Genomic DNA, 25,220 nt, shown 5'->3' with positions numbered 1-25,220 from the left:
AGAGAGGGCTGGCTGTGAATGCTCAGGCAGGCACGCGGCTGGCTTGCTTCAAGAGAGAAAGCGGAATAAAAATACTCAACTATTCAGATCCGCGCAAGGTGCCATCGCGTCGCCTGCGCGGGATATTGCCGTCTCGAATCGCAGGATGTCACAGATGATCGAATTCAGCCCCTGGCCGCCGGAGCTCGCAGAGCGCTATCGTCAGGCCGGTTACTGGATCGACCAGCCGCTGACCCATATCCTGGACGCGCAGATGGCCGTGGCGCCCGAGGCCGAGGCGCTGGTCTGCGGCGCACGCCGCTTCAGCTATGCCGACCTGGACCGCCTGTCGCGCAACCTGGCGGCGCATCTGGCCGGGCAGGGGCTGGGGCATGGCGACACCGCGCTGGTGCAGCTGCCGAACGTGGCCGAATTCTATGTCGTGTTCTTTGCGCTGCTGCGCATCGGCGTGGTGCCGGTGAACGCGCTGTTCAGCCACCGCCGGCTGGAACTGGCCGCCTATGCGCAGCAGATCGCGCCGCGCGTGGTGATCGCCTCGCGCCGGCACGAGCTGTTCCGCGACGACGCCTTCGTCGATGAGCTGCGGGCGCGCGGCGCGCAGCATGTGCTGCTGCTGGACGAGGATGCGCCGGCGCTGAGCCTGACGCAGCGCCTGTCGCAGCCGGGCGCGTTGCCGCGCGGGGCCGGCCCGACGCCCGCCGACCAGGTCGCCTTCTTCCAGCTGTCCGGCGGCTCGACCGGCACGCCGAAGCTGATCCCGCGCACCCATAACGACTATGACTACAGCATTCGCGCCAGCGTCGAGATCAGCGGCGTCACCGCCGCCACCCGCTTCCTGTGCGCGCTGCCGGCGGCGCATAACTTCACCATGAGCTCGCCGGGCACGCTGGGCGTGTTCCACGCCGGCGGCACCGTGGTCATGGCGCCCTCGCCCGAGCCGCTGGCCTGCTTCCAGCTGATCGCGGATCAGCGCGTGACCATGGCGGCGCTGGTGCCGCCCGCGGTCGCCCTGTGGCTGCGCGCGGTCGAGGAAGAGCCCGCGCGCTGCGCCATGCTGGACAGTCTGGACCTGGTGCTGGTCGGCGGCGCCAGCTTCGCCGAGGCGACCGCCCGGCAGGTGCCCGAGCGGCTGGGCTGCCGCTTGCAGCAGGTCTTCGGCATGGCCGAGGGGCTGGTGAACTATACCCGCCTGACCGATCCGGCCGAGGTGATCTTCACCACCCAGGGCCGCCCGATCAGCCCCGACGACGAGCTGCGCATCCTGGACGAGGACGGCAACCCGGTCCCGGACGGCACCCCCGGCGCGCTGGCCACGCGCGGTCCCTATACCTTCCGCGGCTATTACCGCAGCCCGGAACACAATGCGAAGGCCTTCGATGCCGAAGGCTTCTACCACTCGGGCGACGTGGTGGTGCGCCAGGGCGGCAACCTGCGCGTGGTCGGCCGGATCAAGGACCAGATCAACCGGGGCGGCGAAAAGATCGCCGCCGAAGAGATCGAGAACCTGCTCCTGCGCCATCCCGACATCACCCATGCCGCGCTGGTCGGGGTCGAAGACAGCCATCTGGGCGAGAAAAGCTGCGCCTTCCTGGTCTTGCGCGACGGCGCCGCGAAGCTTTCTCCGCCGGCGCTGCGCCGGCATCTGCTGGATCTGGGCATCGCGGAATACAAGCTGCCCGACCGTTTCCGCCAACTGCCCGAACTGCCGCTGACGGCGGTGGGCAAGATCGACAAGCGCCGGCTGCGCGACAGCCTCGCCGCAGCCGCCACCGCCTGAAAGGACCGACATGCTCGACAAGACCCAACTCAGCCCGGAATGGCTGGCCGCCCGCGTCGCCGCGATGATCGAGGACGATTGCGAGATCGAGCCCGCCGAGAACCTGGTCCTCTATGGGCTCGATTCCATCGCGGTGATGACGTTTTCCAGCGAATTGAAGCAGATCGGCGTCGAAGCCAGCTTCGAGGAGCTGGCCCGCGAGCCGACGCTGGACAATTGGTGGGCGCTGATCGCGGGCCGGCTCTAGGCCCGCAGCGTCGCGCCGCCATCGACATAAAGGTCAGCCATGGTGACATGGCCGGCCTGGTCCGACAGCAGATACATGACCGCGCCGGCGATATCCTCGGGCGTCGCCAGTTTCTTCAGCGGAATGCCGGTGCGATAGGCTTCCAGGCTGCCCTCGATCACCGCGCGCTCGCCCGCGCCGCCGTCCTCGGTCCACATGCCGGTCTGCATCGGCGTCAGGGTCGAGCCCGGCGCGACGATATTGCAGCGCACGCCTTGGCCGGCCAGTTCCAGTCCCAGGCAGCGGATCAGCATGGTCGCCGCCGCCTTGGACGCCGCATAGGCGCCCATGTTGGCGCGCGGAATCCCCGCCGCATTCGAGCTGACGGCGACGATGGCGCCCCGGCCCTGCCGCGCCATGGCCCGGCCGAAGGCGCGGGTCACGTTGAAGCTGCCGGTGGCATTGACGCCGATCACCCGGTCCCATTCCGCCGCCGGCAGATCCAGCAGCGGCGCGATGGCCAGCACCCCCGCCGCATGGACGCCCAGCGCCAAGGGGCCGTGTTCGGCCTCGACCTCGGCCACCAGCGCCTCGGCGGCCTCGCCGTCGCGCACGTCCAGAACGCGATTCGGCACGCCCGGCACCGGCGCGGCTTCCAGCGCGGCCATGGTGTCGGTGGCGGTGACCCGGGCACCGGCCTCGACCAGCGCCGCGACCACCGCGCGGCCGATGCCGCCGGCAGCGCCGGTCACGATGGCGGTCTTGCCCTGAAATCCGGTCAGCTGCATGTCATTCCTCCGCCAGCGCGGCCAGGGCGCGATCCGTCGTCAGGGCCACGCCGCAGGTCGCCGCGATCCAGCCCATCGCCAGGTCATGCTTCTCGCGCGAGAAATCGGCCTGGGCGTCGGCGATGGCAAAGGCCTCGATGTCGCGCTGGAACGCCTCGGCGGCGGTGGCAAGGCAGCCGATATGCGCATAGATGCCGCAGATCATCAGCTGGTCGCGGCCGCGCGCGCGCATGAGATGCTCGAGGTTGGAGCGCTGAAACGCGCTGTAGCGGTGCTTGTGCAGCACGAAATCGCCGACCACGGGCGCAAGCTCGGGCAGGATCTCCTCGTGCTCGGGGATGGCGCTCATCCCCGGTCCCCAGAGGTCGGCCTGCAAGCCGCGATCCGGGCGGAACTGGTCGCCCTTCTGCGCGGTATAGAAGACCGGCACGCCCGCCGCCCGCGCCGCGCCGATCAGCCGGGCGATATTGCCGACCACCGGCGCCAGCGGCGCGCCTTCGGGATAGGGGCGGCAGAAATAGCGCTGCATGTCATGGACCAGCAGCGCCAGCCGGTCGCGGCGCGGCTGCCAGGGGCCGCGCGGCTGCGGCAGCTCGGCCGCGGTCGGCGGGTCATAGGGGGCGATGCCGGGCAGGGCCATCAGTCTTCTCCGTCCTTGCGCAGGCCCTCCAGCCCGGCATCGGCCGGCAGGCCCAGCGCGGCCAGGAAGGCACCGAATTTCGCGCCGGTCTCGGCGGCCTCGGCCATCGGGTCCGAGCCGGGGACGATCCCCGCGCCCGCGTAAAGCCGCGCTTGCCGGCCGCTGATCTCGGCGCATCGGATGGCGACATACCAGGCACCGTCGCCCTTGCCGTCGCACCAGCCGACGGCGCCGGCATAGAAGTCCCGGGCGACGGGTTCAAGCTCGCGGATCAGCCTGGCGGCGCGGGGCGTCGGCACGCCGCAGACGGCGGGCGTCGGATGCAGCGCCGAGGCCAGCACGACCGAGGGCGTGTCCTCGTCGCGCAGCCGGCCCTCGATGCGGGTGCCCAGGTGCCACATGCTGCGGGTCGAGGTGACGCGGGTGCCCTCGGGGCAGCTGAGTTCGCGGCACCAGGGCGAGAGCGTGTCGAGGATGGCCTCGACCACCAGCGCATGCTCGCGGTGGTCCTTGGCCGAGCCGGCCAGCGCCTCGGCGCCCTCGCGGTCGGCGACCGGATCGGCCAGCCGCCGGGCCGAGCCCGCCAGCGGATGCGAGCTGACCAGACGGCCGGTCTTTTCCACCAGCAGCTCCGGCGTGGCGCCGCAGAGCATCCGGCCCTGCGGATGCGCGGGCCCCGCGGGCAGGGCGACGCGGAAGGCGGTCACGGTGCGGTCGGCCTGCAGCCGCGACATCAGCGCCTCGACCGGGATCGGGACCGCGGCCTCGACCAGCAGGGTGCGGGCCAGCACGATCTTTTCCAGCGCGTTCGCCCGGCCAGCTTCCTCATACATGATCGCGAGCGCCCGGGCGACGGCGCGGGCATAGTCGGTGGCGGCGGGCTCGGCCGCCAGGCGCCAGCCGGCCAGCGGCAGCCCCTGCGGCGCCACGCCGCTGGGCTGCGGCGCCGGCGCGCGGCGGCAGTGCCACAGGCAGTCCTCGGCCTGCCGGTCGAAGGGCAGGGCGCCGCCGATCAGGTCGTCGGCGCCGGCCTTGTCCAGCACCGCCGCGACCCGCGCGCCCAGCGTCCCGGCACTGCCGGGGGCAAGCCGCCGGGCCGGGCCGCGCGCCAGGACATGACCCGAAGGGCCGTGGAAACCGAAAAGGACTGGATCAGGCACAGGCGACGCCGATGTCTTGGGCGCCTCGGACAGGCGGACATTCATGATACATCTCGTTTCAAAGGATTTTCCTCCCCGCTCGGGCCCGTTCCGACGGGTGGCGGAGCCGGGCGCGGCGGGGAAAAGGACGAAGCTTCGCGGTGCGGACGTTCTCGCATTGGGTCAGGTTGCGGCGGCATCGGGTGGCGTCCCCGCAACCCGCGGGGTGGGCAAGGCATATGGCCCCACCCTTGGGCTTCCCGCGCGCAACCTGTCAAAGCGGCCGACAAAAGGCAAGTAAAAAGATCAGGATTTTCCCGCCGCGGCGAAATCCCGCAGGCCGCCCGGCCGGAACCCGAAGACCCCGCCGCGTGTTGCAAGGCGTATTCAGGGGCCAAGGGACAGGGCATGACGGCACAGGGCGAAGGCGCGGCGGATGAGGCGGAAGCGGGCGGCTTCGACCTGGGGCGGGCGCGGGTCTGCGTGATCGCCAACCGGGGATCGGGCCGCAAGCAGGGCGCCGACATCGCCGAAACCCTGCGCGAAGTGCTGCAGGGCCGCGTCGCCGAGCTCGAGATCCACGGCACCGACGAGGGCACGGCGCTGCCCGACATGGCGCGCGACGCCGTCCGGCGCGGCTTTCACCTGATCGTGGCGGCCGGCGGCGACGGCACCCAGGCGGCGGTCGCCAGCGCCGTCGCCGGAACCGACACCGCCATGGCGGTGATCCCCGGCGGCACCTTCAACTATTTCGCCCGCGACATCGGCTCGGGCGAAACGGTCGAGGAGGCGCTGAAGATCTTCGACGCCCCGGCCCTGCGCCGCGTCGACGTGGGCGAGATGAACGGGATGATCTTCCTCAACAACGTCAGCTTCGGCGCCTATCCCGAGATCCTGCGTCGCCGCGAAAGCATCTACAAGCGCTGGGGCCGCTCGCGCGTCGCCGCCTATTGGTCGGCGGCGGTGGCGCTGTGGAACCTGCGCCATCCGCTCAAGCTGGTGGTGCGCAGCCATGGCGAGGAACGCCGCTTCACCACCGCGCTCGCCTTCGTGGCGAAAAGCGCCTATCAGCTGGACAGCTTCGGGCTGGAAGGCGCGGATTGCGTGCGCAAGGGACAGCTGGCGCTCCTGGTGGCGCGGGCGCGACGGCCGGGGCCGCTGGTGCGCTCGGCCATGCGGCTGGCCATGGGCAAGAGCGCGCGCTATCAGGACTTCAACCTGGTCTGCGCCGAGGAGATCCGGCTGGAAACCGAGCCCGCCCATGAATATGTCGCCCATGACGGCGAAAAGACCTGGATGGATTCGCCCTTCCAGATCCGCGTGCGCAAGGGTGCGCTGAAGCTGCTGGTGCCGGCCGAAAGCGGCGGCCGTGACGCGGCATGACGCGGATCCTGCATCTCTCGGACCTGCATTTCGGCTATGAACGCGAGGGGCTGGTCGAGCCGCTGCTGGACCGGGTCAATGCCGCCCGCGCCGACCTGGTGGTGGTGACGGGCGACCTGACCCACCGCGGCCGCTCGGCGCAATTCGCCCAGGCGGCCGACTTCCTGCGCCGGATCGAGGCGCCGCTGATCGCCGTGCCGGGCAATCACGACATCCCGCTCTACAAGCTCGCCGACCGGGTGATCCGGCCCTACAGCCGCTGGCACCGCGCCATCGCCCGCAATCTGGAACCGGTGGGCCATGTCGGCGCGGTGCGGGTGCAGGGCGTGAACAGCGTCGATCCGATGGCCTGGCAGCGCGGCGTGATCACGCCCGAACAGGTCGGACGGGTGCTGAAGGGCGTCGATCCCGATTGCGTCAACATCGCCGCCCTGCACCACCCGATGCAGCAACGCCCCGAGATCGACAAGGCGCTGATGAAGGGCGCCCCCGAGGCGCTGGCCCGGTTCGAGGATCACGGCGTGGCCCTGGTCCTGACCGGCCACCTGCATCTGTGGTCCATCGGCGCCTTCCAGGGCGAAGACGGCCGGCCGATCCTGCAGCTGCAGGCCGGAACCGCGCTCTGCGCCCGGCCGGACGACCGGCAGAACGAATTCGCCACGCTGGATTTCGACGGCCCCGACCTGCTGGTCGAACGCCATGTCGCCCCGATGGACGAGCAGGGCTTCCGCCCGCCGGAACGGATCCGCTTCACCCGGCGCGGCGGGCTCTGGCGCCCGGCCTGATTTCTCTTTTGTCGAAATATCCCGGGGGAACGCCTGGCCGGCCCCATCGAGGGGCCGGCCAGGCGTGGGGGCAGAGCCCCCGCGCCTCCCGCGCCACCACCCGGCCGGCGCATAAAAGCCCGCGGCGCCCGACGCTTCCCTTTCCCCGGCGCCGCCCATAACATCCCGCCCGAACCGCCGCCCCACGAGGGCGCGCGACAGCACGACCGCAGGAGGCGGCAGGCCGCAGATGTTTTCCATGCTTCCGCTGCTCGCCGGCCTGCTGCTTGTCGCGGCCTCGCTGACGCCATCGCTGATCCCGCGCGACTGGCTGGTGCAGGGGCTGCTGGCCGGGGCCTCGATGGCGGCAGGCTATGCGATGATGCAATTCCTGCTGGCGATCTGGCGCACGCTGGAAATCCCGGTCCTGCGCGGCCGGGCGGCGCGCATCGGCCATGCGCTTCTGGCGGTGCCGGTGCTGGCGCTGCTGGGGGCTTGTGTCTTCATGGCCGACGACTGGCAGAACAGCATCCGCGCCCGCATGGGCATGCCCGCGCTCGAGGTCTCGAACACCACCAAGATGCTGGCGACGGCGCTGGCGGTCTTTCTGCTGCTGTTCCTGATCGGCAAGGCGGTGCAGGCGCTCTTCGACCTGCTGCGGCTGCGGCTGGCGCGCCATATCCCGGTGCGCAGCGCCAATGTGCTGGGGCTGCTGCTGGCGGCGCTGATCACCGTCACCCTGACCCGCGACGGCGTGGTGAACTGGGCCATGCGCATCGCCGACAGCTCCTATGTCGCGGCCCAGCACCTGACCGACGTCTCGGTCGCGCCGCCGGCGCAGGACTGGCAGGCAGGCTCGGCCGCGTCGGCGATCGCCTGGGACCTGATGGGCAAGCCCGGACGCGACTTCGTGCTGGGGGGCCCCGATGCCGCCGCCATCGCCCGCTTCACCGGCCGGCCCGCGCGCGAGCCGCTGCGCATCTATGTGGGCCTTGCCCAGGACAAGAACCCCGAGACCCGCGCCCGGACTGCGCTCAATGAGATGCTGCGGGTCGGCGCCTTCGACCGCAAGGTGCTGGTGCTGGCCAGCCCGACCGGCACCGGCTGGATGGATCCGGCAAGCTATGACGCGCTGGAATACATGCAGGGCGGCGACGTGGCGACGGTCGCGATCCAGTATTCCTATCTGCAAAGCCCGCTGGCGCTGATCTTCGAGACCGACGCCGGCCTGGCCCAGACCGAGGCGCTGATGCGGCTGGTCTATGACCACTGGCGCGGGCTGCCGGCCGAGCGGCGGCCCCGGCTGTATCTGCACGGCATCTCGCTCGGGGCCTGGTCGTCGATGCATGCCTTCAACCCGTTCCAGATGATGAACGAGCCGGTCTCGGGCGCCTTCTGGGTCGGGCCGCCCTTTCCCTCGACGCTGTGGCGCCAGGCCAATGCGGCGCGCCAGGCGCAAAGCCCCTTCGTGCTGCCGCAGATCGACCAGGGCGAGGTCATCCGCTATGCCAGCCAGTTCGCAACGCCCGATCGCTCGGGCAAGCCCTGGGGGCGGCTGCGCATCCTGTTCCTGCAATATGGCAGCGATCCCATCGTCTTCTACGACGCGACCTCGGTCTGGCGCGCGCCGACATGGATGCGCGAGCCGCCGGCGCCCGATGTCTCGCCGCTGTTGCGCTTCACGCCCATCGTCACGCAGTTCCAGCTGGCGGCGGACATGCTGGTCGCGACCTCGGCCCCGCCGGGCTTCGGCCATATCTACCACGCGCACGACTATATCGACGGCTGGATCTCGGTCACCGCGCCCGAGGGCTGGAGCGCGGCGGATACCGCGCGGCTGAAGGCGATCTGCGGCGTGAACGGGCTGGCCGGATGCGAAAACCGCTGATCCTGCTCGCGGCGCTGCTGGGGCTGGTGCTGGCGGGGCTGGGGCTGAACACGGCGCGCAACTATGCCGGCTGGCAGCCCGCTCCCGACACGCCGGCGGCGCGGCTGGCGCGGCTCGCGCCGCATTGGCGGCTGCTGCGGCCCGACACGCCCGGTCCGCATCCGGTCGTGGTGCTGCTGTCGGGCTGCGACGGGGTGCGCGACAACATGGATTATTGGGCGCGGCAGTTCACCGCCATGGGCCTGGCGGCGCTGATCCTCGACAGCCACGCCCCGCGCGGGCTGGACAAGGCCCAGGCCTGGCGCGCGGTCTGCGCGGCGCAGCTGCTGCCCGGGTCCGAGCGGGCCGGAGACCTGGCCGTGGCGCTGGCCGCGCTGCGCGACATGCCGGGCATCGACGCCATGCAGGTGGCGGTGCTGGGCGCCTCGCATGGCGGCTGGACGGCGATGGAGCTCTTGCACGCGCTTTCCGCGCCCTTGCCGCCGCCCGGCCTGACCGAATGGCCGGCGCCGCGCGCCAGCCTGGCGGCGCAACTGGGCCCGGTGGTGCTGCTTTACCCCTATTGCGGCCTCGTCAGCACGGCAGACGGGTCCTGGCCGGCGCAGGTCCGGGTGCTGATGCTGCTGGCCGGGCGGGATTCCATCACCGATCCCGACGCCTGCCGCGCCACGGCCGCCGACCAGCTGGCGCGCGGCACCGACCTGACCCTGCGCATCGACCCCGAGGCCGACCACGGCTTCGACCAGAGCGAGCGCTCGCGCCTGTCGCCCCTGGCGTTCGACCCCGAAGCCACCGCCTGGGCCCGCGCGCGCGTGCTGGCCTTCGTCCGGGGTTTTGCCCTGCCCGCCGCCGGGCTATGACGGCCAGGCAGGAACGGAGGGCAGCAATGCGCGTCATCTTCATGGGCACACCCGATTTCTCGGTCCCGGCGCTGCGGGCCATCGCCGCGCGGCATCAGGTCGTCGCGGTCTATTCTCAGCCGCCCCGCGCGGCGGGACGCGGGCAGAAGCCCCGCCCCTCGCCCGTGCAGCGCGCGGCCGAGGAGTTGGGGCTGACGGTCCGCACCCCCGAAACCCTGCGCGACCCCGCGGATCGCGCCGATTTCGCGGCCCTTGGCGCCGATGTCGCGGTGGTGGTGGCCTATGGGCTGATCCTGCCGCAGGCGGTGCTGGACGCGCCGCGGCTCGGTTGCCTGAACATCCACGCCTCGCTGCTGCCGCGCTGGCGCGGCGCGGCGCCGATCCATCGCGCGATCATGGCGGGGGATGCGGAAACCGGCGTCGCCATCATGCAGATGCAGGCGGGACTGGATACCGGCCCGGTGCTGGCCGAGGCGCGCACCGTCATCGGCGCGCAGGACACCACCGCCGACCTGCACGACCGGCTGGCCGCCATGGGCGCCGAGCTGATCGCCGCGACGCTGGACCGCCTGCCGCTGCCCGCCGTGCCGCAGGCGGAATCGGGCGTGACCTATGCCCATAAGATCGACAAGGCCGAGGCCCGCATCGACTGGAGCCAGCCGGCCGAGGTCGTGGACCGGCAGATCCGCGCGCTCTCGCCCTTTCCCGGTGCCTGGTGCCTGGTCGGGGACGAGCGGGTGAAGCTCTTGCGCTCGCGCCTGGCCGCGGGCTCCGGCGCGCCGGGCACGGTGCTGTCGGGCTTTACCGTGGCCTGCGGCACGGGCGCCATCGAGGTGCTGGAAGCGCAGCGCGAGGGCAAGCGGCCGATGCCCGCCGCCGAGGTGCTGCGCGGGCTGAGCCTGCCGCCGCTACTGAACTGAACCTGTTGCCTTTCGCCACGAAAGTGCCGGATCCGGCCGCTGCGGCAGCCGGATCCGCTCATCCCGTGGTAGCATCCGGCCGTGGCAAGACACCGCGGCCTCGCGCCGCTCCAGCGACGAAATCCGCTTCCGTCCCAAGGAGTGCAATCATGGATCATCTTGTTCGCACCATGTCCGAGAACTGGTGGCTGCTGCTGCTGCGCGGCATCGCCGCCGTGGTCTTTGGCCTGATCGCGCTGGCCATGCCGGGGCTGACGCTGCTGGTGTTGCTGATCACCTTCGGGGTCTATGCGGTCTTCGACGGCATCCTGGCCATTGTCACCGGCTTGCGCCGCAAAGGCCAGGACGACCAGTGGTGGGCCTGGGCGCTCGACGGGCTGCTGTCGGTGCTGATCGGCCTGATGGCGCTGTTCTGGCCGGCGGCGACGGCCGTGGCCTTCGTGCTGTGGATGGCGGCCTGGGCCATCGTCGCGGGCATCTTTCGCATCATCGCGGCCATCCGCCTGCGGCGCGAGATCGAGGGCGAATGGGCGCTGGGCCTCAGCGGGTTGCTGCTGGCGCTTTGGGGCATCCTGCTGGTGCTGCTGCCGGCGGCGGGCCTGCTGGGCTTTGCCTGGATGATCGGGACCCTGGCGGTGCTGATCGGCATCGCGCTGATCGTGCTGGCGTTCCGGCTGAAGCGGGCAAGGGCGGCCTAGACCGCACGGCCGCACGGGTATTTGGAAAACGGTGAAGGGGGTCAGGTCCCGCGCGGCTTGGCGCGCAGGGTCGGGTCGGCCTCCAGCGGGTTTTCGGGCCAGGGGTGGCGCGGATAGCGGCCGCGCATATCCTTCCTGACATCGCCATAGCCGCCGGCCCAGAAGCCCGGCAGGTCGGTCGTCACCGCGATGGGCTTGGCCCCCGGCGACAGCATCGAGATGCGCAGCGCCCGCCCGCCGACCGTGGGATGGCGCGAGACGCCGAACAGCTCTTGCAGCTTCAACTCGATCGAGGGCGTCTCGTGGTCGTAGTCGATCGGCACCTTGCGGCCCAGCGGCGTGACGAAATGCGCCGGCGCCGCCCGGTCCAGCGCCTGCTGGCCGTCCCAGCCGATGCGGGATTTCAGCGCCTCGGTCAGGTCGAGCCCGCGCAGGTCCGAGAGCGTCCGCGCCCTGGTCAGCCAGGGCAGCAGCCAGTCGGGATCGGCCAGCAGGCTTTCGTCGTCGACCGGCCCCAGGTCCGGCACCAGCGCGATCCGCGCCCGCAGCCGCGCGGCGCCGGGCGTCCAGGTCAGCCCGTGCTGGCGCAGCCCCTCGAAGGCCGCACGCGCCAGCGCCTGCGGATCGGGGGCGTCCAGCGCCCGGTCCGAGAGCACCAGCGCGCCCAGGCGCTCTTGCCGGCGCGCGGTCACGCGGCTGTCGCGGCGCGACCATTCCACCGCCTCGACGGTCTCGATGCGGTCGGCATGGAGCGCGCGGATCTCGGCTTCATGGATCGGCAGGGCCAGGCGGATGCGGGCCTCGCGCGTGTCGCCGTCGAGGTCGGTCGCGACGATGAAGCGATGCGCGGCCATGGCATCGCCCTCGGGCAGCACGGCGCCCTTGCCGCCCGACAGCACATAGCGCGGCTGGTCGTCGCGGCGGCGCTGGCCGATGCGGTCGGGATAGGCCAGGGCTGCCATGGCGCCGGGCGACAGGTCGGTGCTGTCGCCGGCCCCGCTTTCGCTCATGCGGCGCAGGCGCTTCGCCTCGTCGCGGATGCGGTGCAGGGCGGCGTCGTTCACCGGCCAGGGATGGCGGTCGCGATAGGCGCGCAGGTCGCGCAGCGCCGCCAGCCGGGGCGCCAGATCGGCCGGAGCCCCGCTGAGCGGGTCGCGGTCGGCCAGCAGCGCGGCCAAACCGGCGGCCTCGCGCCCGGCCACGGCCAGCATATGCGCCAGGCGCGGATGCAGTGGCAGCGCGGCCAGCCGGCGGCCGTGGTCGGTGATGCGCCCCTCCGCGTCCAGCGCGCCGAGATCGCGCAGCAGCGCGCGGGCCTCGGCCAGCGCGGCCTCGGGCGGCGGGGTCAGGAAGGCGAGGTCGCTGCCGTCCGAGCCCCAGATCGCCAGTTCCAGCGCCAGCCCCGCCAGGTCGGCAACCGCGATCTCGGGCGGGGCGAAGGCGGGCAGGGCGCCCTCTTCGGCCCGCGCCCACATCCGATAGCAGATGCCCGGCGCGACCCGGCCGGCGCGGCCGCGGCGCTGCTCGGCCTCGGCCCGGCTGACTCGTTCCGTGACCAGCCGCGACATGCCCGAGCCGGGGTCGAAACGCGCCCGCCGCGCCCGGCCGGCATCGACCACCACCTTGACGTCGGGAATGGTCAGCGAGGTTTCGGCAATGGACGTCGCCAGCACCACCCGCCGCCCCGCCGCGGGGCGCAGCACCGCCTGCTGGGCCTTGAATTCCATGGCACCATAGAGCGCCACCACCTCGGCCGGCAGGTCCAGCGCGGCCATGGTGCGGCGGATCTCGCCCTCGCCGGGCAGGAAGGCCAGGATGGTGCCGCCCAAGGCCCGCGTCGCCGCCTCGGCTTCGGCGATCAGCCGGGCGGCCTCGGGGACCAGCCGCGCGCCCGCGGGCAGGGGACGGTCCAGCCAGCGGGTCTCGACCGGGAAGGCGCGGCCCTGCGAGCGGATCACCGGCGCGCCGTCCAGCAGCGCCGCGACCGGCTCGGCGTCGAGCGTGGCCGACATGACCAGCAGCGCCAGGTCCGGGCGCAGCGCCGCCCGCGCCTCCCATGCCAGCGCGAGGCCGAGGTCGGCGTTCAGGCTGCGCTCGTGGAATTCGTCGAAGATCACGCAGCCGATGCCGTCGAGCGAGGGGTCCGATTGCAGCATCCGGGTCAGGATGCCCTCGGTCACCACCTCGATGCGGCTGCCGGCGACGCTCTCGCCGCGGATGCGATAGCCGACGCGGGTTCCCAGGGGCTCGCCCAGGGTCTCGGCCATGCGGGCGGCGGCGGCGCGGGCGGCCAGTCGGCGCGGTTCAAGCATCAGGATGCGGCCCTGGATCACCGGCAGCAGCGCCAGCGGCACGCGCGTGGTCTTGCCGGCGCCCGGGGGCGCCATCAGCACGGCCCGGCCATGAGCCGACAGCGCGGCGGTCAGGTCGGGCAGGACGGCGTCGATGGGGAGTTCCATGGCCGCCTTATGGCAAAAGCGTCACGGCGGGGAAAGGCCGTCGCGGGCGCATTGACAACGGTCGGGATCTCGCGATTGCGTGATCGCATTGAGCGGAAGGGGATTGCGATGAACGAATGGCTTTTGTTGCTGCTGGTGCCGCTGGGGGCCGCGGCCTTTGGTCAGCTTTTCCAGGATGATGATGACAACCGGGACGAGCCCGAACCGGAACCCGAGCCGCAGACCGGCGGCACCGCCGGCGACGACACGCTGACCGCGCCCGAGGGCTTTCGCGGCCGGGTGATGGGGCGTGACGGCGACGACCGGATCACGGTCGGCTCGCCTGACGATCCCGGCTATTATCACGACTCGACCAACCTGACGGCCGACGATGGCCATTGGAACGCCTGGCGGGATTGGGATCCCGATGCGCCCGGCCGCGTGCCGCCCGGCGTCGTGATGGCGCGCGGCGGCGATGGCGCGGATACGATCATCGGCTCGGGGCGCGGCATCCATGCCGACGGCGATGCCGGAGACGACCGTCTGGAACTGCACAGCGAGCCGGGCGACCTGCGCGATGGCCGCAGCGATTACGCCCTGCTGGGCCGGGGCGGCGCGGGCAATGACGAGATCATCCTTTCGGGCAGCGGCGCACTGGTGCTGGGCGATGCGGGCGACGACCTCATCAGCGCCTCGGGCGAGAATATGGTCATCAATGGCGGCGAGGGGGCGGATACCATTCACGTCGCCGGCCTGACGAACAGCGAGATCGTGCTGGGCCGGGGCGATGTGGTGACCGGGCGCGGCGAGGTCGCGGACGGGCTGCGCTTCCGCCTGTATGACGGCGCCGATTTCACCGGCAACAGCGCGGGTGAGGAGTTCGTGGCACGCGAGGGATCGCGCGCCGATGGCGGTGGTGGCGATGACGCGCTGACGAATGACTATCACGACGACAGCTCGGTCACGCTGATCGGCGGCGCGGGCAACGACAGCATTGTCGGCAACGATGCCTGGGGCAACCATGCCAGCACCGCGCAGGACGGCTATTCCTGGCGCGTCGGTGCGTCCAGCGACAGTCTGGACGGCGGCGATGGCGATGACATCATCGGCTATGACCGGGGCGACACCATCACCGGCGGCGCCGGCGCCGACAGCATCGACGGTTACGTGGACAGCCGCGAATCGGCCACCGTGACCGATTTCGACCCCACGGAGGACTGGCTGCGCGTCAACATTCCCCCGGCCGAGGCCGGCACCGATGCCGACCGCTTCGGCAATGTCTCGGTCGTCGAAGAGGATGGCGACACGATCATCCGGCTGGGCGGCCAGGACATCATGCGCATCGAGAACGCGACCGGGCTGAACATCGGCTTCCAGACCGACCGTTACCGCGAGGAATGGTCCGATGGCACCATCCACGAGGGCGAGTTCCGCGAGGGCGATGGCGAGGTTCTGGACGATGACACCATCTTCACCGACCTCGACGGCAACGAGGTGGAGCGCGACTCGCTGGACGTGGTGATCAACAACTACCTGACGCTCTATACCTGAGCCCTACACATCCGCCGCCCGGCTGCATATCTTGACCGGGCGACAGGCGGGGGACCGGATGGGAATTGCCGACGATCTGATGCAGGGCCTCGGGATTTCCGACCCGGTGATCCGGCTGGGTGTGACCGGGCTCTCGCGCGCCGGCAAGACCGTGTTCATCACCTCGCTGGTGGCGAATCTGCTGGACCGGGGCCGGATGCCGGGCTTTCGCGCGGCGGCGGACGGTTCGCTGAAGGCGGCGTGGCTGCAGCCGCAGCCCGACGATACCGTGCCGCGCTTCGACTACGAACGCCACCTGGCCGCCATGACCGGCCCCGATCCGCATTGGCCCGAGGGCACCCGCCATGTCAGCCAACTGCGCCTGTCGCTCCGCGTGCAGCCGCGCGGCATGATCGCCGGCTGGCGCGGCACGCAGGTGCTGCATCTCGACATCGTGGACTATCCGGGCGAGTGGCTGCTGGACCTGCGGCTGATGGAGCGCGACTTCGACACCTGGTCGCAGGAGGTGCTGGACCGCATGAAGGGCCGCCCCGGCGCGCTGGAGTTCCTGGCCGCGCTGGCCGGCACCGATGCCGGCCGCTTCGACGAGACGGCGGCGCAGGCGCTGGCCCAGGCCTATACCAGCCACCTGCACCGGGCGCGCGAGGCCGGCTGGTCCGACTGCACCCCCGGCCGCTTCCTGATGCCCGGAGAGCTGGAGGGCTCGCCGGCGCTGACCTTCACGCCGCTGCCGCAGCAGATGCGCGACACGGCCCTGGGCCGCGAATTCTCCCGCCGCTTCGGTGCCTACAAGGCGCGGGTGGTCAGGCCCTTCTTCCGCGAGCATTTCGCCCGCATCGACCGGCAGGTGGTGCTGATGGACGTGCTGGGCGCGATCCACGCCGGGCCGCAGGCGGTCGAGGACATGCGCCGCGCCATGGCCGACATCCTGACCGCCTTTCGCCCCGGGCGCGCCGGCTGGCTGGCGCAGCTTCTGGGCACAAGGCGGGTCGAGCGCATCCTGTTCGCCGCGACCAAGGCCGATCACCTGCACCATACCCAGCACCCGCGCCTGACCGCGATCACCGCCGCCATGCTGCGCGAGGCGCGCGACCGCGCCGATTTCTCGGGCGCGCGGACCGAGGCCATGTCCATCGCCTCGTTGCGCTGCACCACCGAGGAGATGATCCGCCAGGACGGCGAAGACCTGCCCGCGGTGCGCGGCACGCTGATGGACGGGCGGCAGGCGGCCTTCTATCCCGGCGAGCTGCCGGCGAACCCGGCGGAACTGCTGGTGCCGGCAAGCCAGGGTGCGACGCGCTGGCTGGACGGCGATTATGCGATCATGGACTTTGCCCCGGCGCCGGCCACGCTGCGCCCCGGCGACGGGCCGCCGCATATCCGTCTGGACCGGGCGGCGGAATTCCTGATCGGCGACCGGATCTGAGGAGGCATGATGGCTGAACCCCCGAAAGACCTCGCGAAACGGCGCGGGCCGGTCCTGATCGAGATGGGCGCCCCCGATGCCGCGCCCTCCGACGCCGAGCCGGTGGCCCAGGTCATGCCCGAGACCCCGCCGCTGCCGCCTTCGGGCGACCGCCGCGACCGGCGTGCGCCGCGCAGCGAGACGCGCGAGGGCGCGGCACCCTCGCCCGCCGACGCCCCGGCGATCGAGGACGGTCCGCTCGCGCCGCTGCCGCAGCCCCGCACCATGCAGATGGTGGCGCGGCTGGTCGGCGCCGGCCCGTCGCGGCTGACGCGGTTCTTCCTGAATAGCGGGGTGGCGCTTTTCACCTTCCTGCTGTCGGTGGCGGCGCTGCGCTACCTGACCGACCTGCTGAACGCCTATCCCCTGCTCGGCTGGATCGGCATCGGACTCATGGTGCTGTTCTGCCTGGCGGCGCTGGCCATGGCGGTGCGCGAATACCGGGCCTGGGCGCGCTTCGGCGCCATCGACGGCATCAACCGCGCGGCCGGTGCGGCGCTGGCCTCGGGCGACCTGGCGGCGGCGCAGCAGGTGGTCGGCCGGATGGAAGGCCTCTACCGCACCCGGCCCGAGTTGGAATGGGGCCTGACCCGGCTCAAGGAGCGCAAATCCGAGGCCTATGACGCCGAGACCCTGATCGCCATGGCCGAGGGCGAGCTGCTGGCACCGCTGGACCTTGAGGCCCGGCGCGAGATCGAGGCCGCCGCCCGCACCGTCGCGGCCGCCACCGCGCTGATCCCGCTGGCGCTGGCCGATGTCTTTGCCGCGCTGGCGGCGAACCTGCGCATGATCCGGCGCATGGCCGAGATCTATGGTGGCCGCGCCGGTGCCGTCGGCGGCTGGCGGCTGGCGCGGACGGTGATGACGCATCTGGTCGCGACCGGCGCCGTCGCGGCCGGGGACGACCTGATCCATACCGTCGCGGGCGGCGGCCTGCTGGCCAAGGTCTCGAAACGCTTCGGCGAGGGCGTGGTGAACGGCGCGCTGACCGCCCGCGTCGGCATTGCCGCGATGGAGGTCTGCCGGCCCTTGCCCTTCATCCACCAGCCGCGCCCCAAGGTCGGCAACCTGATCGCGCGCGGGTTGAAGGGGCTGTTCGGCGAGGACGAGCCGCGCTAGGCGCCCCGTCGCTGGGGTATTTGGAAAACGGTGAAACGCGCCGGGCCGGCTCGTCTTCTCTGTTTTCCAAATACCCATCCGGCCGCGCGCATCTGCACTGCCGGTTGGGTATTTTCAGAGCAAAGAAGCGGCCGTTTCCCGCGCCGCGGCACTGGCGTATGGTTCGGGTATGAGAGCGCGCCGCCTTGCCCTGTTGCTGATGTCTTTCGTGCTGCTGCTGGGGCTGGGTGCCGGGCTGCGCGACCGGCTGGACGCCTGGGTCGATGCGACCGCGCTGCCGCGGCTCGAGGTGCCCGTCGGCGTCGAGGTGGTGGCGCGGGACGGCAGCTTGCTGCGGCCGTTCCAGGTGGCCGACGGGCGCTGGCGGCTGGATGCCGGGCCGGTCGATCCATTGTTCCTGGACATGCTGCTGTTGTGGGAGGATCGCCGGTTCCAGCGCCATGCCGGCGTCGATGGGCTGGCGATGCTGCGCGCCGCGGGGCAGGCGCTGCGGCATGGGCGGGTGGTTTCGGGCGGCTCGACCCTGACCATGCAGGTGGCGCGGCTGATCGAGGCCGGGCCGACCGGGCAATGGGCCGGCAAGCTGCGGCAGTTGCGGCTGGCGCTGGCGCTGGAACGGCATCTGGGCAAGCGCGAGATCCTGGCGCTTTACCTGCGCCTCGCCCCCTATGGCGCCAATGTCGAGGGCATCCGCGCGGCCAGCCTGCAATGGTTCGGCAAGGAGCCGCGCCGGTTGAGCCCGGCGCAGGCGGCGCTGCTGGTCGCCCTGCCGCAATCGCCCGAGGCGCGGCGGCCGGACCGCTTTCCCGTCGTCGCCAAGGCGGCGCGGGACCGGGTGCTGGCGCGGGCGGCCGGGGCAGGGCTGATTTCCGATGCCGATGCCCGGGCGGCGATGGCCGAGCCGGTGCCGCGCGCCCGCCGTGCCTTTCCGGCCCTGGCGCCGCTGCTGGCGGCGCGGCTATTGCGCGAGCATCCCGGCGCAAGCCGGATCGAGACCACCATCGACCCGCGCCTGCAGCGCCGGGCCGAGGATCTGGCCTCGCGCGCCGTGCGCGGCGCCGGGCGGCGGCTGTCGGCGGCCGTGGTGCTGGCCGATCACCGCAGCGGTGAGATCCTGGCCGAGGTCGGGGCGGCGGACTGGACCGATGGCGCCTCGGCCGGTTTCGTGGACATGGCGCGGGCCTGGCGCAGCCCGGGCTCGACGCTGAAGCCCTTTGTCTATGGCCTCGCCTTCGATGACGGGCTGGCGCATCCCGAGACGCTGATCGAGGACCGCCCGACCGCCTTCGGCCGCTGGCAGCCGCAGAATTTCGACAGGCATTTCCGCGGCACCGTCAGCCTGAAGAACGCGCTGATCTGGTCCTTGAACATCCCGGTGGTGAAGCTGGCCGATGCCGTCGGGCCGAACCGCATCGCCCAGGCCCTGCGCCGCGGCGGGATCGAGCTGCGGCTGTCGGGCGATGCGCCGGGGCTGGCGGTGGTGCTGGGCGGGGCCGGGGTGACGCTGGAGGGGCTGGCGCAGGGCTATGCCGCGCTGGCGCGGGGCGGGCGCGGCATCACGCTGTCGGCGCTGCCCGGCGGCGCGGCGGCCGGGCAGGCGCCGATGTTCGGCCCGGTCGCGGCCTGGCAGGTCGGGCATGTCCTGGCCTCGATCCCGGCGCCGCATGGGGTGCGGCAGCGCGTGCTGGCCTATAAGACCGGCACGTCCTACGGGTTTCGCGATGCCCTGGCGGTGGGCTATGACGGCGCGCATGTCGGCGCGGTCTGGCTGGGCCGGCCGGATGGCACGCCGGTCCCGGGCGGCTTCGGCGGCGATCTCGCCGCGCCGGTGCTGTTCGACCTGTTCGACGCGCTGCCCTCGGTCGCGCTGCCCCCGCCGCCGCCGCAGGCGCTGACGCTGCCGAACAGCGCGCTGCCGCTGCCCCTGCGCCGCTTTGCCGCCCCGGGCGAGGCCAGCGCCGCCGCCGCCCGTCCGGCCAGCCCCGATGCGCTGCGCCTGACCTATCCGCCGGACGGGGCCGAGCTGGAACGGCGCGGGTCGCTGACCGCCAAGGCGCGGGGCGGGCGGGCGCCCTGGACCTTTCTGCTGAACGGCGCGCCGGTCGCCATCGCCCGGCCGCAGCCTTGGGCCGAGCTGCCCGATCCCGGTCCCGGCTTTGCCCGCCTGACGGTCGTCGATGCCGATGGCGCCTCGGCGACTGCGACAATACGGTTGCACTGACGCGATTTGCGCGTTTCGTGATTCGCTTGACCTTTTCTTAACCGGATTTTGCGACATATTCCGACCATGCTGCATATCAACGACCAGATCACGATCCAGGAATGGGAGCTGTCCGAGCAATTCACCCGGTCTCAGGGACCGGGCGGGCAGAACGTGAACAAGGTCGAGACCGCGGTCGAGCTGCGTTTCGAGGCCGAGCGTTCGCCGCATCTGGCGGCGCCGGTCAAGGCGCGGCTGAAGCGGCTGGCGGGCCGGCGCTGGACGCTGGACGGCGCCGTGCTGATCCGGGCCGAGGAGACCCGCAGCCAGGCCCGCAACCGCGAGCTGGCGCGCGAGCGGCTGGCCGAGCTGATCCGCCAGGCCCTGGTCGCGCCGCGCAAGCGCATCCCCACGCGCCCGACCCTGGGCAGCCAGCGCCGCCGCCTGGCCGCCAAAACCCAGCGCGGCGAGGTCAAGGCCGCCCGTGGCCGCATCCGCGATGCGGAGGGCGGCGAATGATCGTCGAGTTCCGCGACAGGCTGGCCCGCCTGCTGGGCCGCCGCCCGCCCGAGATGCAGGTCGCCGCGCTGTGCCTGGACGAGGCGAGCGGCCGGGTGCTGCTGGTGACCAGCCGCGGCACCGGGCGCTGGATCGTGCCCAAGGGCTGGCCCATGCCCGGCCGCAGCCTGGCCGGCGCCGCCCTGCAGGAGGCCTGGGAAGAGGCCGGCGTGCGCGGCCGCGCCGCGGCCTGCGAGATCGGCCGCTATCGCTATGACAAGGACCAGGAGCGCGGCTTCGCCATCCCGGTCGAGGTGCGGGTGTTTCCGCTGTATGTCGAAAGCCTCGCCGAGGATTACCCCGAGGCCGAGCAGCGCCGCCGCCGCTGGTTTTCGCCGCAGGAGGCGGCGCGGATGGTGGCCGAGCCGGGGTTGCAGCAGATCCTGCGGGCGCTGCCCGCCGCCGCCGGGTCGTGACGCGGGGCATGGCGCGCTATACCCGGGAATATCGGACGCTGGACAAGGACTTGCGCCGCGTCACCCATAGCGAGCGGGCGATGCTGCAATCGGGCCGGCCGGTGTTCCGGCTGGGCATCGCGCTGATCTTCATGGCCACGGCCGCCTATGCCGCGACGGCGATCTTTGCCGGCCAGCCGGCGCTGGGCATCGTCGCCGCCGCCATGGCGGTGGCGGCCTGGCTTGCGCTGTCGATCGGCGCCAACGATGTGTCGAACTCGCTCAGCCCCGCCGTCGGCGCGGGGGCGATCGGCATGGGCACCGGCCTTGTGCTGGTCGCGGTGATGGAGGTGCTGGGCGCGGTGATCGCCGGCGGTTCGGTCACGCAGACCCTGACCGAGGGGCTGGTCGGCGACGCGCTGGGCCAGGGCGAGGCGACGGCGCGCATGATGCTGACCGCGCTCTTGGCGGCGGGGGGCTGGATCACGCTGGCGACCTGGCTCGACGCGCCGGTCAGCACCACGCATTCCGTCGTTGGCGCCATCGCCGGCGCCGGGCTCGCGAGCTTCGGTCCCGACGCGGTGAACTGGCCCGAGCTTGGCATGATCGCCATCGGCTGGGTGGTCTCGCCGCTGATCTCGGGCGCGCTGGCGGCGCTGTTCCTGGCGGCGCTGCGCAACCGGGTCATCGAGCGCGAGGACCGGGTCGCCGCCGGCCGGGTCTGGCTGCCGGTCATGGTGGCGCTGACCGCGGCGCTGCTGGGCTCGATGGCGGGGGTGGCCTGGCACGGGCTGCCGCTTATCGCCATCCTGGCGCTGGGCCTTGGCGCCGGGGCCGCCGGCTGGGTCTATGCCCGGCTGCGCCTGCAGCGCGAGATTGCGGCCAATCGCGGCGACCAGCTGGCGCTGAAGAAGCTGCTGGGCGTGCCGCTGGTCACGGCGGCGGTGGTCATGGGCTTTGCGCATGGCTCGAACGACACCTCGAACGTCGCGGCACCGCTGGGCATCATCCTCGACAGCCTGCCGACCCGGACCGCGCTGCTGCCGCAGGGCCGGCTGGTGCTGCTTCTGGGCGGCATGGGCATCGCGCTGGGGGTGCTGCTGTTCGGGCGCCGGCTGGTGCATATGGTCGGCAGCAAGATCACGAGGCTGAGCGCGGCGCGGGCGCTGTGCATCTCGCTCGCCACCTCGGCCACGGTGCTGGGGTTTTCGGCGGCGGGGCTGCCGGTCTCGACCACGCATATCGCCGTGGGCGGCGTCTTCGGCATCGGCTTCTATCGCGAATGGCGCGACCGCCGGCTGGCCGCCGCCCGGCCCGCGCTGCCGGACGAGGAACGCAGGCGCCGCCATCTGGTGCGCCGCTCCTACATGCGGATGATCCTGGGGGCCTGGCTGATTACCGTCCCGGCGGCGGCGGCGCTGGCGGCGGCGCTGGTCTGGATCGGGCGATTGCTTTAATCCGGCGCGTGTTCGCCGTCGATCAGCACCATGATGCGGCCGCGCGAGCAGCGTTCGACCCGGGCCTCGACGCCATAGACCTGCGCCAGCAGGGCCGGGGTCAGCACCTCGTCGGGCCGGCCCTCGGCATGGGTGCGGCCGTCGTGCAAGAGCACGATCCGGTCGGCCCATTGCGCCGCCAGCGCCAGGTCGTGCAGCACTGCGACGACGATCCGCCCCTCGCCCGCCAGGCGGCGCAGTTCCGACAAGAGCCGCACCTGACGCGCCAGGTCCAGCGCCGAGGTCGGCTCATCGAGCAGCAGCAGGCGCGGGTCGCGGACGATGGCCTGCGCCAGGCTGACCATCTGGCGCTGCCCGCCCGACAGCGCCGACAGCGGCTCGAGCGCCAGGGCGGCGATGCCCAGCGTCTCCATCACCGCCATGGCGGCGTGGTCGGCCTGGCGGGCGCCGATGGTCGCCCCGGCCCGCAGCGCCGCGATCACGCTTTCCAGCGCCACCAGCGACGAGGCGCCGGGCAGGGTCTGCGGCATGAAGCCGACCAGCCGCGAGCGGGCCGAGACCGGCATATGCGCCAGGTCCTGCCCGTCCAGCACGACCCGACCGCCATGCGGCTGCAATTGCGCGATGGCGCGCAGCAGGGTCGATTTGCCGGCGGCATTGGGGCCGGCCAGCACCGTGACCTCGCCCGGGCGCAGCAGCGGCAGGTCCAGCCCCAGAAGCACGGGACGCGCGCCGAAGCGGACCGAAATGCCCTGCGCCAGCAAGCCCTGCATCAGCGCCTTCTCCCGCGCAGGATCAGCGCGAAGAAGATCGGCAGGCCGATCAGCGAAGTGACCAGGCCCACCGGCAGCAGCACGCCGGGCACCAGCGTCTTCGACAGCGTCGAAGCCAGCGACATGACCAGCGCCCCGGTCAACAGGCTGGCGGGCAGGAAGACGCGGTGGTTTTCGCCCACCAGCATCCGCGCGATATGGGGGCCCGCCAGGCCGACGAAGCCGATCACGCCGACCATAGACACGGCGGCGGCCGACAGCAGGCTGACCCGGAACAGCGTCCAGCGCCGCAGGCCGGCCACGTCGACGCCGAAGCTGCGGGCCTGATCCTCGCCCAACCGCAGCGCGGTCAGCCGCCAGGCGGCGCGGAAGGAAAACGGCACCGCCGCGGCCAACACCACGACCAGCATCACGACTCCCGGCCATTGCGCCGAGGCGAGGCTGCCCATGGTCCAGAACACCAGCTGTTGCAGCGCATCGGCCGAGGCCATGAACTGCACCAGCGACAGCAGCGCGGCGGCGGTGAAGTTCAGCGCCACGCCGAACAGGATCAGCACCTCGGGCCCGCCGCCCCGGATGCGGCCCAGGAGTTGCAGCAGCGCCAGCGCGCCAAGCGCGAACAGGAAGGCATTGCCCGAGACGCTCCAGACCGCCGGCAGGCCGGGGATGGTCAGGCCCAGGACGATGGCGACGGCGGCCCCCAGCGCGGCCGAGGCGGAAACGCCCAGGGTAAAGGGCTCGGCCAGCGGGTTTTCCAGCACGGTCTGCATCTCGGCCCCGGCCAGCGCCAGCGCCGCGCCGACCAGCAGCGCCATGCAGGCCACGGGCAGGCGCACGGCCCAGACGATGACCTCGGTGCCGCGGGCGACCTCGCCGCCGGTCAGCGCCCGCAGCGTCTCGGCCAGCGGCAGCCCGGCCGGGCCGGTCACCAGGTCGAGGAGCAGCGCGGCCAGCGCCGCGACGGCCAGCACGCCGACCAGAACCGCGTGGCGCCGGCCCTGCCGGTGATAGCGTTCAAGCGTGTCCGTGGTCATTGCCCCTTGGTCACCCACCAGGTGCCCGGCACGGTCACGGGCGAGAAGCGGGCGTTGATCTCGGCCAGGGTCGCATTCGGGTCCACGTCCTGGAACAGGTCGGGATGGAAGGTCTTGGCCAGATATTCGATCAGCGCGATATGCACCGGCGAATCGTTGAACATATGCCAGACGCCGGCCGCGCGGCCGTCCTGCACCGCCCGCAGCGCCGAGAAGCCGGGCGCCGAGACCAGCGCGTCGAAACTGGCCTGCGCCGTTTCGGCATCGACGCCCGAGCCCAGCACCAGCCCGCCCCGCGCCGCCATATGCGTGCCGCCGGTCGCGACATAGACATCGGGGTCGGCGGCGATCAGGGCTTCCAGGCTGACATTGCCCTGCACGGTCTTCACCGTCTCGTTGCCGATATTCGCGCCGCCCGCCGTGGTGATGAAGTCGTGGAACACCCCGGTGCCCACGGTCGCGCAGCAGCCGGTCGGCGCGGCATGGACGTGGAAGAACACCCGCGGGCGCGGCACCTGCGGCGGCAGGCGGTCGCGGATGCGGTCCAGCCGGGTTTCGTAGAATTCGGCGAATTCCTCGGCGCGCTCCTCGGCGCCGGTCAGCTTGCCCAGGATGCGCAGGCTGGGCATCGAGTTTTCCTGCGGATGCGAGAAGAAATCGACATAGGCGACCGGGATGCCCGCCGCCTCGATCTGCTGGCGGGCCAGCTCGGTCGCCGGGTCGTTCTGGTCGACCAGCGTCAGCACCACCAGATCGGGATGCAGCGCGATGATCGCCTCGGCCGACAGGCCGCGCGCGCCGGCGCCCACCGGCTTGACCTGGTCGAGGCTCGGGAATTTCTCGCGATAGGCCGCCAGCGTCGGCGCATCCAGCGCGCGTGCCAGCCGCCAGCCGGACACCAGCGCCACCGGATCGTCGTGGATCAGCCCCAGCACGGCCAGATGCCGCGCCTCGGCCAGGACGACATGCTCGGCCGGTTTCGGCAAGGTGACCTCGCGCCCCAGGATGTCGGTCGCCGTCACATCCGCGCGGGCCGCGGCAAGCGAGGCGATCAGGGCAAGGGCGGCCAGCAGGGCGCGGGTCAGGGTCATGGCGTCGGTCCTCAGGAGAGGCGGGGCGCGCCGTCGCGCCCCGCGGTCCGGGCCCT

At 72.0% G+C, this 25,220-nt stretch carries 22 protein-coding genes; 15 read left to right on the top strand and 7 right to left on the bottom strand.

Going from position 1 to position 25,220, the window contains the following annotated elements; genetic code table 11:
* Nucleotides 1-154: 154 nt before the first annotated feature.
* A complete protein-coding gene (locus tag PARN5_RS0105695) occupies nt 155-1,777 on the top strand; it encodes a (2,3-dihydroxybenzoyl)adenylate synthase (protein ID WP_017998812.1) in 1,623 nt (540 codons plus the stop codon).
* 10 nt (nt 1,778-1,787) lie between these two features.
* Nucleotides 1,788-2,024 (top strand): phosphopantetheine-binding protein, encoded by a 237-nt coding sequence (locus PARN5_RS0105690; protein ID WP_017998811.1) that lies wholly within the window; start codon nt 1,788-1,790, stop codon nt 2,022-2,024.
* Here PARN5_RS0105690 and PARN5_RS0105685 read toward each other — a convergent pair.
* Genes PARN5_RS0105685 through PARN5_RS0105675 form a run of 3 tightly spaced genes read right to left on the bottom strand, consistent with a single transcriptional unit; the run spans nt 2,021 to nt 4,591 of the window.
* Nucleotides 2,021-2,791 carry a 2,3-dihydro-2,3-dihydroxybenzoate dehydrogenase gene (locus PARN5_RS0105685; protein WP_017998810.1) on the bottom strand — a complete coding sequence of 257 codons (771 nt, stop codon included), beginning with the start codon at nt 2,789-2,791 and terminating at the stop codon, nt 2,021-2,023. The two genes, PARN5_RS0105690 and PARN5_RS0105685, sit on opposite strands and share 4 nt — an antisense overlap.
* A 1-nt stretch (nt 2,792) precedes the next feature.
* Nucleotides 2,793-3,431 (bottom strand): isochorismatase family protein, encoded by a 639-nt coding sequence (locus PARN5_RS0105680; RefSeq protein ID WP_017998809.1) that lies wholly within the window; start codon nt 3,429-3,431, stop codon nt 2,793-2,795.
* Nucleotides 3,431-4,591, bottom strand: coding sequence for an isochorismate synthase (locus PARN5_RS0105675; RefSeq protein WP_232419304.1), 1,161 nt, complete (start codon nt 4,589-4,591; stop codon nt 3,431-3,433). Before PARN5_RS0105675 ends, PARN5_RS0105680 begins: the two co-directional genes overlap by 1 nt.
* 387 nt (nt 4,592-4,978) lie before the next feature.
* Between PARN5_RS0105675 and PARN5_RS0105670 the strand changes: the two genes are divergently transcribed.
* The 6 genes from PARN5_RS0105670 to PARN5_RS0105645 all read left to right on the top strand — a co-directional run bounded on the left by PARN5_RS0105670 (nt 4,979) and on the right by PARN5_RS0105645 (nt 11,083).
* Nucleotides 4,979-5,953 (top strand): diacylglycerol kinase family protein, encoded by a 975-nt coding sequence (locus tag PARN5_RS0105670; protein ID WP_017998807.1) that lies wholly within the window; start codon nt 4,979-4,981, stop codon nt 5,951-5,953.
* Complete coding sequence (locus PARN5_RS0105665; RefSeq protein WP_017998806.1) at nt 5,950-6,738, top strand: metallophosphoesterase; 789 nt, start codon at nt 5,950-5,952, stop codon at nt 6,736-6,738. Before PARN5_RS0105670 ends, PARN5_RS0105665 begins: the two co-directional genes overlap by 4 nt.
* Before the next feature lie 229 nt (nt 6,739-6,967).
* Nucleotides 6,968-8,605: an alpha/beta-hydrolase family protein gene (locus PARN5_RS0105660; protein WP_017998805.1), complete on the top strand. Its 1,638-nt coding sequence runs from the start codon at nt 6,968-6,970 to the stop codon at nt 8,603-8,605.
* Entirely contained in the window at nt 8,590-9,465 is an 876-nt protein-coding gene (locus PARN5_RS0105655) for a dienelactone hydrolase family protein (RefSeq protein ID WP_017998804.1), read from the top strand. Before PARN5_RS0105660 ends, PARN5_RS0105655 begins: the two co-directional genes overlap by 16 nt.
* 26 nt (nt 9,466-9,491) lie before the next feature.
* Nucleotides 9,492-10,385, top strand: coding sequence for a methionyl-tRNA formyltransferase (gene fmt / locus PARN5_RS0105650; protein WP_017998803.1), 894 nt, complete (start codon nt 9,492-9,494; stop codon nt 10,383-10,385).
* A 149-nt stretch (nt 10,386-10,534) separates the two neighbouring features.
* Nucleotides 10,535-11,083 carry a DUF308 domain-containing protein gene (locus tag PARN5_RS0105645; RefSeq protein WP_017998802.1) on the top strand — a complete coding sequence of 183 codons (549 nt, stop codon included), beginning with the start codon at nt 10,535-10,537 and terminating at the stop codon, nt 11,081-11,083.
* A 41-nt stretch (nt 11,084-11,124) separates the two neighbouring features.
* On the opposite strand, the gene hrpB is transcribed toward PARN5_RS0105645, so the two are convergent.
* A complete protein-coding gene (hrpB, locus tag PARN5_RS0105640) occupies nt 11,125-13,542 on the bottom strand; it encodes an ATP-dependent helicase HrpB (RefSeq protein WP_017998801.1) in 2,418 nt (805 codons plus the stop codon).
* Between the two features lie 108 nt (nt 13,543-13,650).
* Between hrpB and PARN5_RS0105635 the strand changes: the two genes are divergently transcribed.
* The 7 genes from PARN5_RS0105635 to PARN5_RS0105605 all read left to right on the top strand — a co-directional run bounded on the left by PARN5_RS0105635 (nt 13,651) and on the right by PARN5_RS0105605 (nt 22,266).
* A complete protein-coding gene (locus PARN5_RS0105635) occupies nt 13,651-15,072 on the top strand; it encodes a hypothetical protein (RefSeq protein WP_017998800.1) in 1,422 nt (473 codons plus the stop codon).
* 58 nt (nt 15,073-15,130) lie between these two features.
* A complete protein-coding gene (locus PARN5_RS0105630) occupies nt 15,131-16,498 on the top strand; it encodes a YcjX family protein (protein WP_017998799.1) in 1,368 nt (455 codons plus the stop codon).
* 9 nt (nt 16,499-16,507) lie between these two features.
* Complete coding sequence (locus tag PARN5_RS0105625; RefSeq protein WP_036744745.1) at nt 16,508-17,656, top strand: TIGR01620 family protein; 1,149 nt, start codon at nt 16,508-16,510, stop codon at nt 17,654-17,656.
* A 169-nt stretch (nt 17,657-17,825) separates the two neighbouring features.
* The gene (gene pbpC / locus PARN5_RS0105620) at nt 17,826-19,877 is read left to right on the top strand and encodes a penicillin-binding protein 1C (protein WP_051070974.1); all 2,052 of its coding nucleotides are present in this window, start codon (nt 17,826-17,828) and stop codon (nt 19,875-19,877) included.
* Nucleotides 19,878-19,943: 66 nt separating this feature from the next.
* Nucleotides 19,944-20,375, top strand: a complete 432-nt coding sequence (gene arfB, locus PARN5_RS0105615) for an alternative ribosome rescue aminoacyl-tRNA hydrolase ArfB (protein ID WP_017998796.1) — start codon at nt 19,944-19,946, stop codon at nt 20,373-20,375.
* On the top strand, nt 20,372-20,830 hold the full coding sequence (locus PARN5_RS0105610) for an NUDIX hydrolase (protein WP_017998795.1): 459 nt from the start codon (nt 20,372-20,374) through the stop codon (nt 20,828-20,830). The genes arfB and PARN5_RS0105610 overlap by 4 nt, the downstream gene beginning before the upstream one ends.
* A gap of 8 nt (nt 20,831-20,838) precedes the next feature.
* Nucleotides 20,839-22,266: an inorganic phosphate transporter gene (locus tag PARN5_RS0105605; RefSeq protein WP_017998794.1), complete on the top strand. Its 1,428-nt coding sequence runs from the start codon at nt 20,839-20,841 to the stop codon at nt 22,264-22,266.
* Here the strand turns inward: PARN5_RS0105605 and PARN5_RS0105600 are convergent.
* The 3 genes from PARN5_RS0105600 to PARN5_RS0105590 are packed head-to-tail and all read right to left on the bottom strand — an operon-like array spanning nt 22,263 to nt 25,164.
* A complete protein-coding gene (locus tag PARN5_RS0105600; RefSeq protein WP_017998793.1) occupies nt 22,263-23,039 on the bottom strand; it encodes an ABC transporter ATP-binding protein in 777 nt (258 codons plus the stop codon). The two genes, PARN5_RS0105605 and PARN5_RS0105600, sit on opposite strands and share 4 nt — an antisense overlap.
* Nucleotides 23,039-24,073, bottom strand: a complete 1,035-nt coding sequence (locus tag PARN5_RS0105595) for an iron ABC transporter permease (protein WP_017998792.1) — start codon at nt 24,071-24,073, stop codon at nt 23,039-23,041. The genes PARN5_RS0105600 and PARN5_RS0105595 overlap by 1 nt, the downstream gene beginning before the upstream one ends.
* Nucleotides 24,070-25,164, bottom strand: coding sequence for an ABC transporter substrate-binding protein (locus tag PARN5_RS0105590; RefSeq protein ID WP_017998791.1), 1,095 nt, complete (start codon nt 25,162-25,164; stop codon nt 24,070-24,072). Before PARN5_RS0105590 ends, PARN5_RS0105595 begins: the two co-directional genes overlap by 4 nt.
* Nucleotides 25,165-25,220: the final 56 nt, after the last annotated feature.

Source organism: Paracoccus sp. N5, from assembly GCF_000371965.1.
Lineage (GTDB): Bacteria > Pseudomonadota > Alphaproteobacteria > Rhodobacterales > Rhodobacteraceae > Paracoccus.
The sequence above is the reverse complement of the archived record's forward strand: the minus strand, read 5'-3'. Positions and strand labels throughout refer to the sequence as shown.

Excerpts from the sequence above, each read along its gene's own strand:
- PARN5_RS0105695 (WP_017998812.1), top strand. The coding sequence starts at position 155 with ATGATCGAATTCAGCCCCTGGCCGCCGGAGCTCGCAGAGCGCTATCGT.
- PARN5_RS0105690 (WP_017998811.1), top strand. The coding sequence starts at position 1,788 with ATGCTCGACAAGACCCAACTCAGCCCGGAATGGCTGGCCGCCCGCGTC.
- PARN5_RS0105685 (WP_017998810.1), bottom strand. The coding sequence starts at position 2,791 with ATGCAGCTGACCGGATTTCAGGGCAAGACCGCCATCGTGACCGGCGCT.
- PARN5_RS0105680 (WP_017998809.1), bottom strand. The coding sequence starts at position 3,431 with ATGGCCCTGCCCGGCATCGCCCCCTATGACCCGCCGACCGCGGCCGAG.
- PARN5_RS0105670 (WP_017998807.1), top strand. The coding sequence starts at position 4,979 with ATGACGGCACAGGGCGAAGGCGCGGCGGATGAGGCGGAAGCGGGCGGC.
- PARN5_RS0105665 (WP_017998806.1), top strand. The coding sequence starts at position 5,950 with ATGACGCGGATCCTGCATCTCTCGGACCTGCATTTCGGCTATGAACGC.
- PARN5_RS0105660 (WP_017998805.1), top strand. The coding sequence starts at position 6,968 with ATGTTTTCCATGCTTCCGCTGCTCGCCGGCCTGCTGCTTGTCGCGGCC.
- PARN5_RS0105655 (WP_017998804.1), top strand. The coding sequence starts at position 8,590 with ATGCGAAAACCGCTGATCCTGCTCGCGGCGCTGCTGGGGCTGGTGCTG.
- fmt (WP_017998803.1), top strand. The coding sequence starts at position 9,492 with ATGCGCGTCATCTTCATGGGCACACCCGATTTCTCGGTCCCGGCGCTG.
- PARN5_RS0105645 (WP_017998802.1), top strand. The coding sequence starts at position 10,535 with ATGGATCATCTTGTTCGCACCATGTCCGAGAACTGGTGGCTGCTGCTG.
- hrpB (WP_017998801.1), bottom strand. The coding sequence starts at position 13,542 with ATGGAACTCCCCATCGACGCCGTCCTGCCCGACCTGACCGCCGCGCTG.
- PARN5_RS0105635 (WP_017998800.1), top strand. The coding sequence starts at position 13,651 with ATGAACGAATGGCTTTTGTTGCTGCTGGTGCCGCTGGGGGCCGCGGCC.
- PARN5_RS0105630 (WP_017998799.1), top strand. The coding sequence starts at position 15,131 with ATGGGAATTGCCGACGATCTGATGCAGGGCCTCGGGATTTCCGACCCG.
- PARN5_RS0105625 (WP_036744745.1), top strand. The coding sequence starts at position 16,508 with ATGGCTGAACCCCCGAAAGACCTCGCGAAACGGCGCGGGCCGGTCCTG.
- pbpC (WP_051070974.1), top strand. The coding sequence starts at position 17,826 with ATGAGAGCGCGCCGCCTTGCCCTGTTGCTGATGTCTTTCGTGCTGCTG.
- arfB (WP_017998796.1), top strand. The coding sequence starts at position 19,944 with ATGCTGCATATCAACGACCAGATCACGATCCAGGAATGGGAGCTGTCC.
- PARN5_RS0105610 (WP_017998795.1), top strand. The coding sequence starts at position 20,372 with ATGATCGTCGAGTTCCGCGACAGGCTGGCCCGCCTGCTGGGCCGCCGC.
- PARN5_RS0105605 (WP_017998794.1), top strand. The coding sequence starts at position 20,839 with ATGGCGCGCTATACCCGGGAATATCGGACGCTGGACAAGGACTTGCGC.
- PARN5_RS0105600 (WP_017998793.1), bottom strand. The coding sequence starts at position 23,039 with ATGCAGGGCTTGCTGGCGCAGGGCATTTCGGTCCGCTTCGGCGCGCGT.
- PARN5_RS0105595 (WP_017998792.1), bottom strand. The coding sequence starts at position 24,073 with ATGACCACGGACACGCTTGAACGCTATCACCGGCAGGGCCGGCGCCAC.
- PARN5_RS0105590 (WP_017998791.1), bottom strand. The coding sequence starts at position 25,164 with ATGACCCTGACCCGCGCCCTGCTGGCCGCCCTTGCCCTGATCGCCTCG.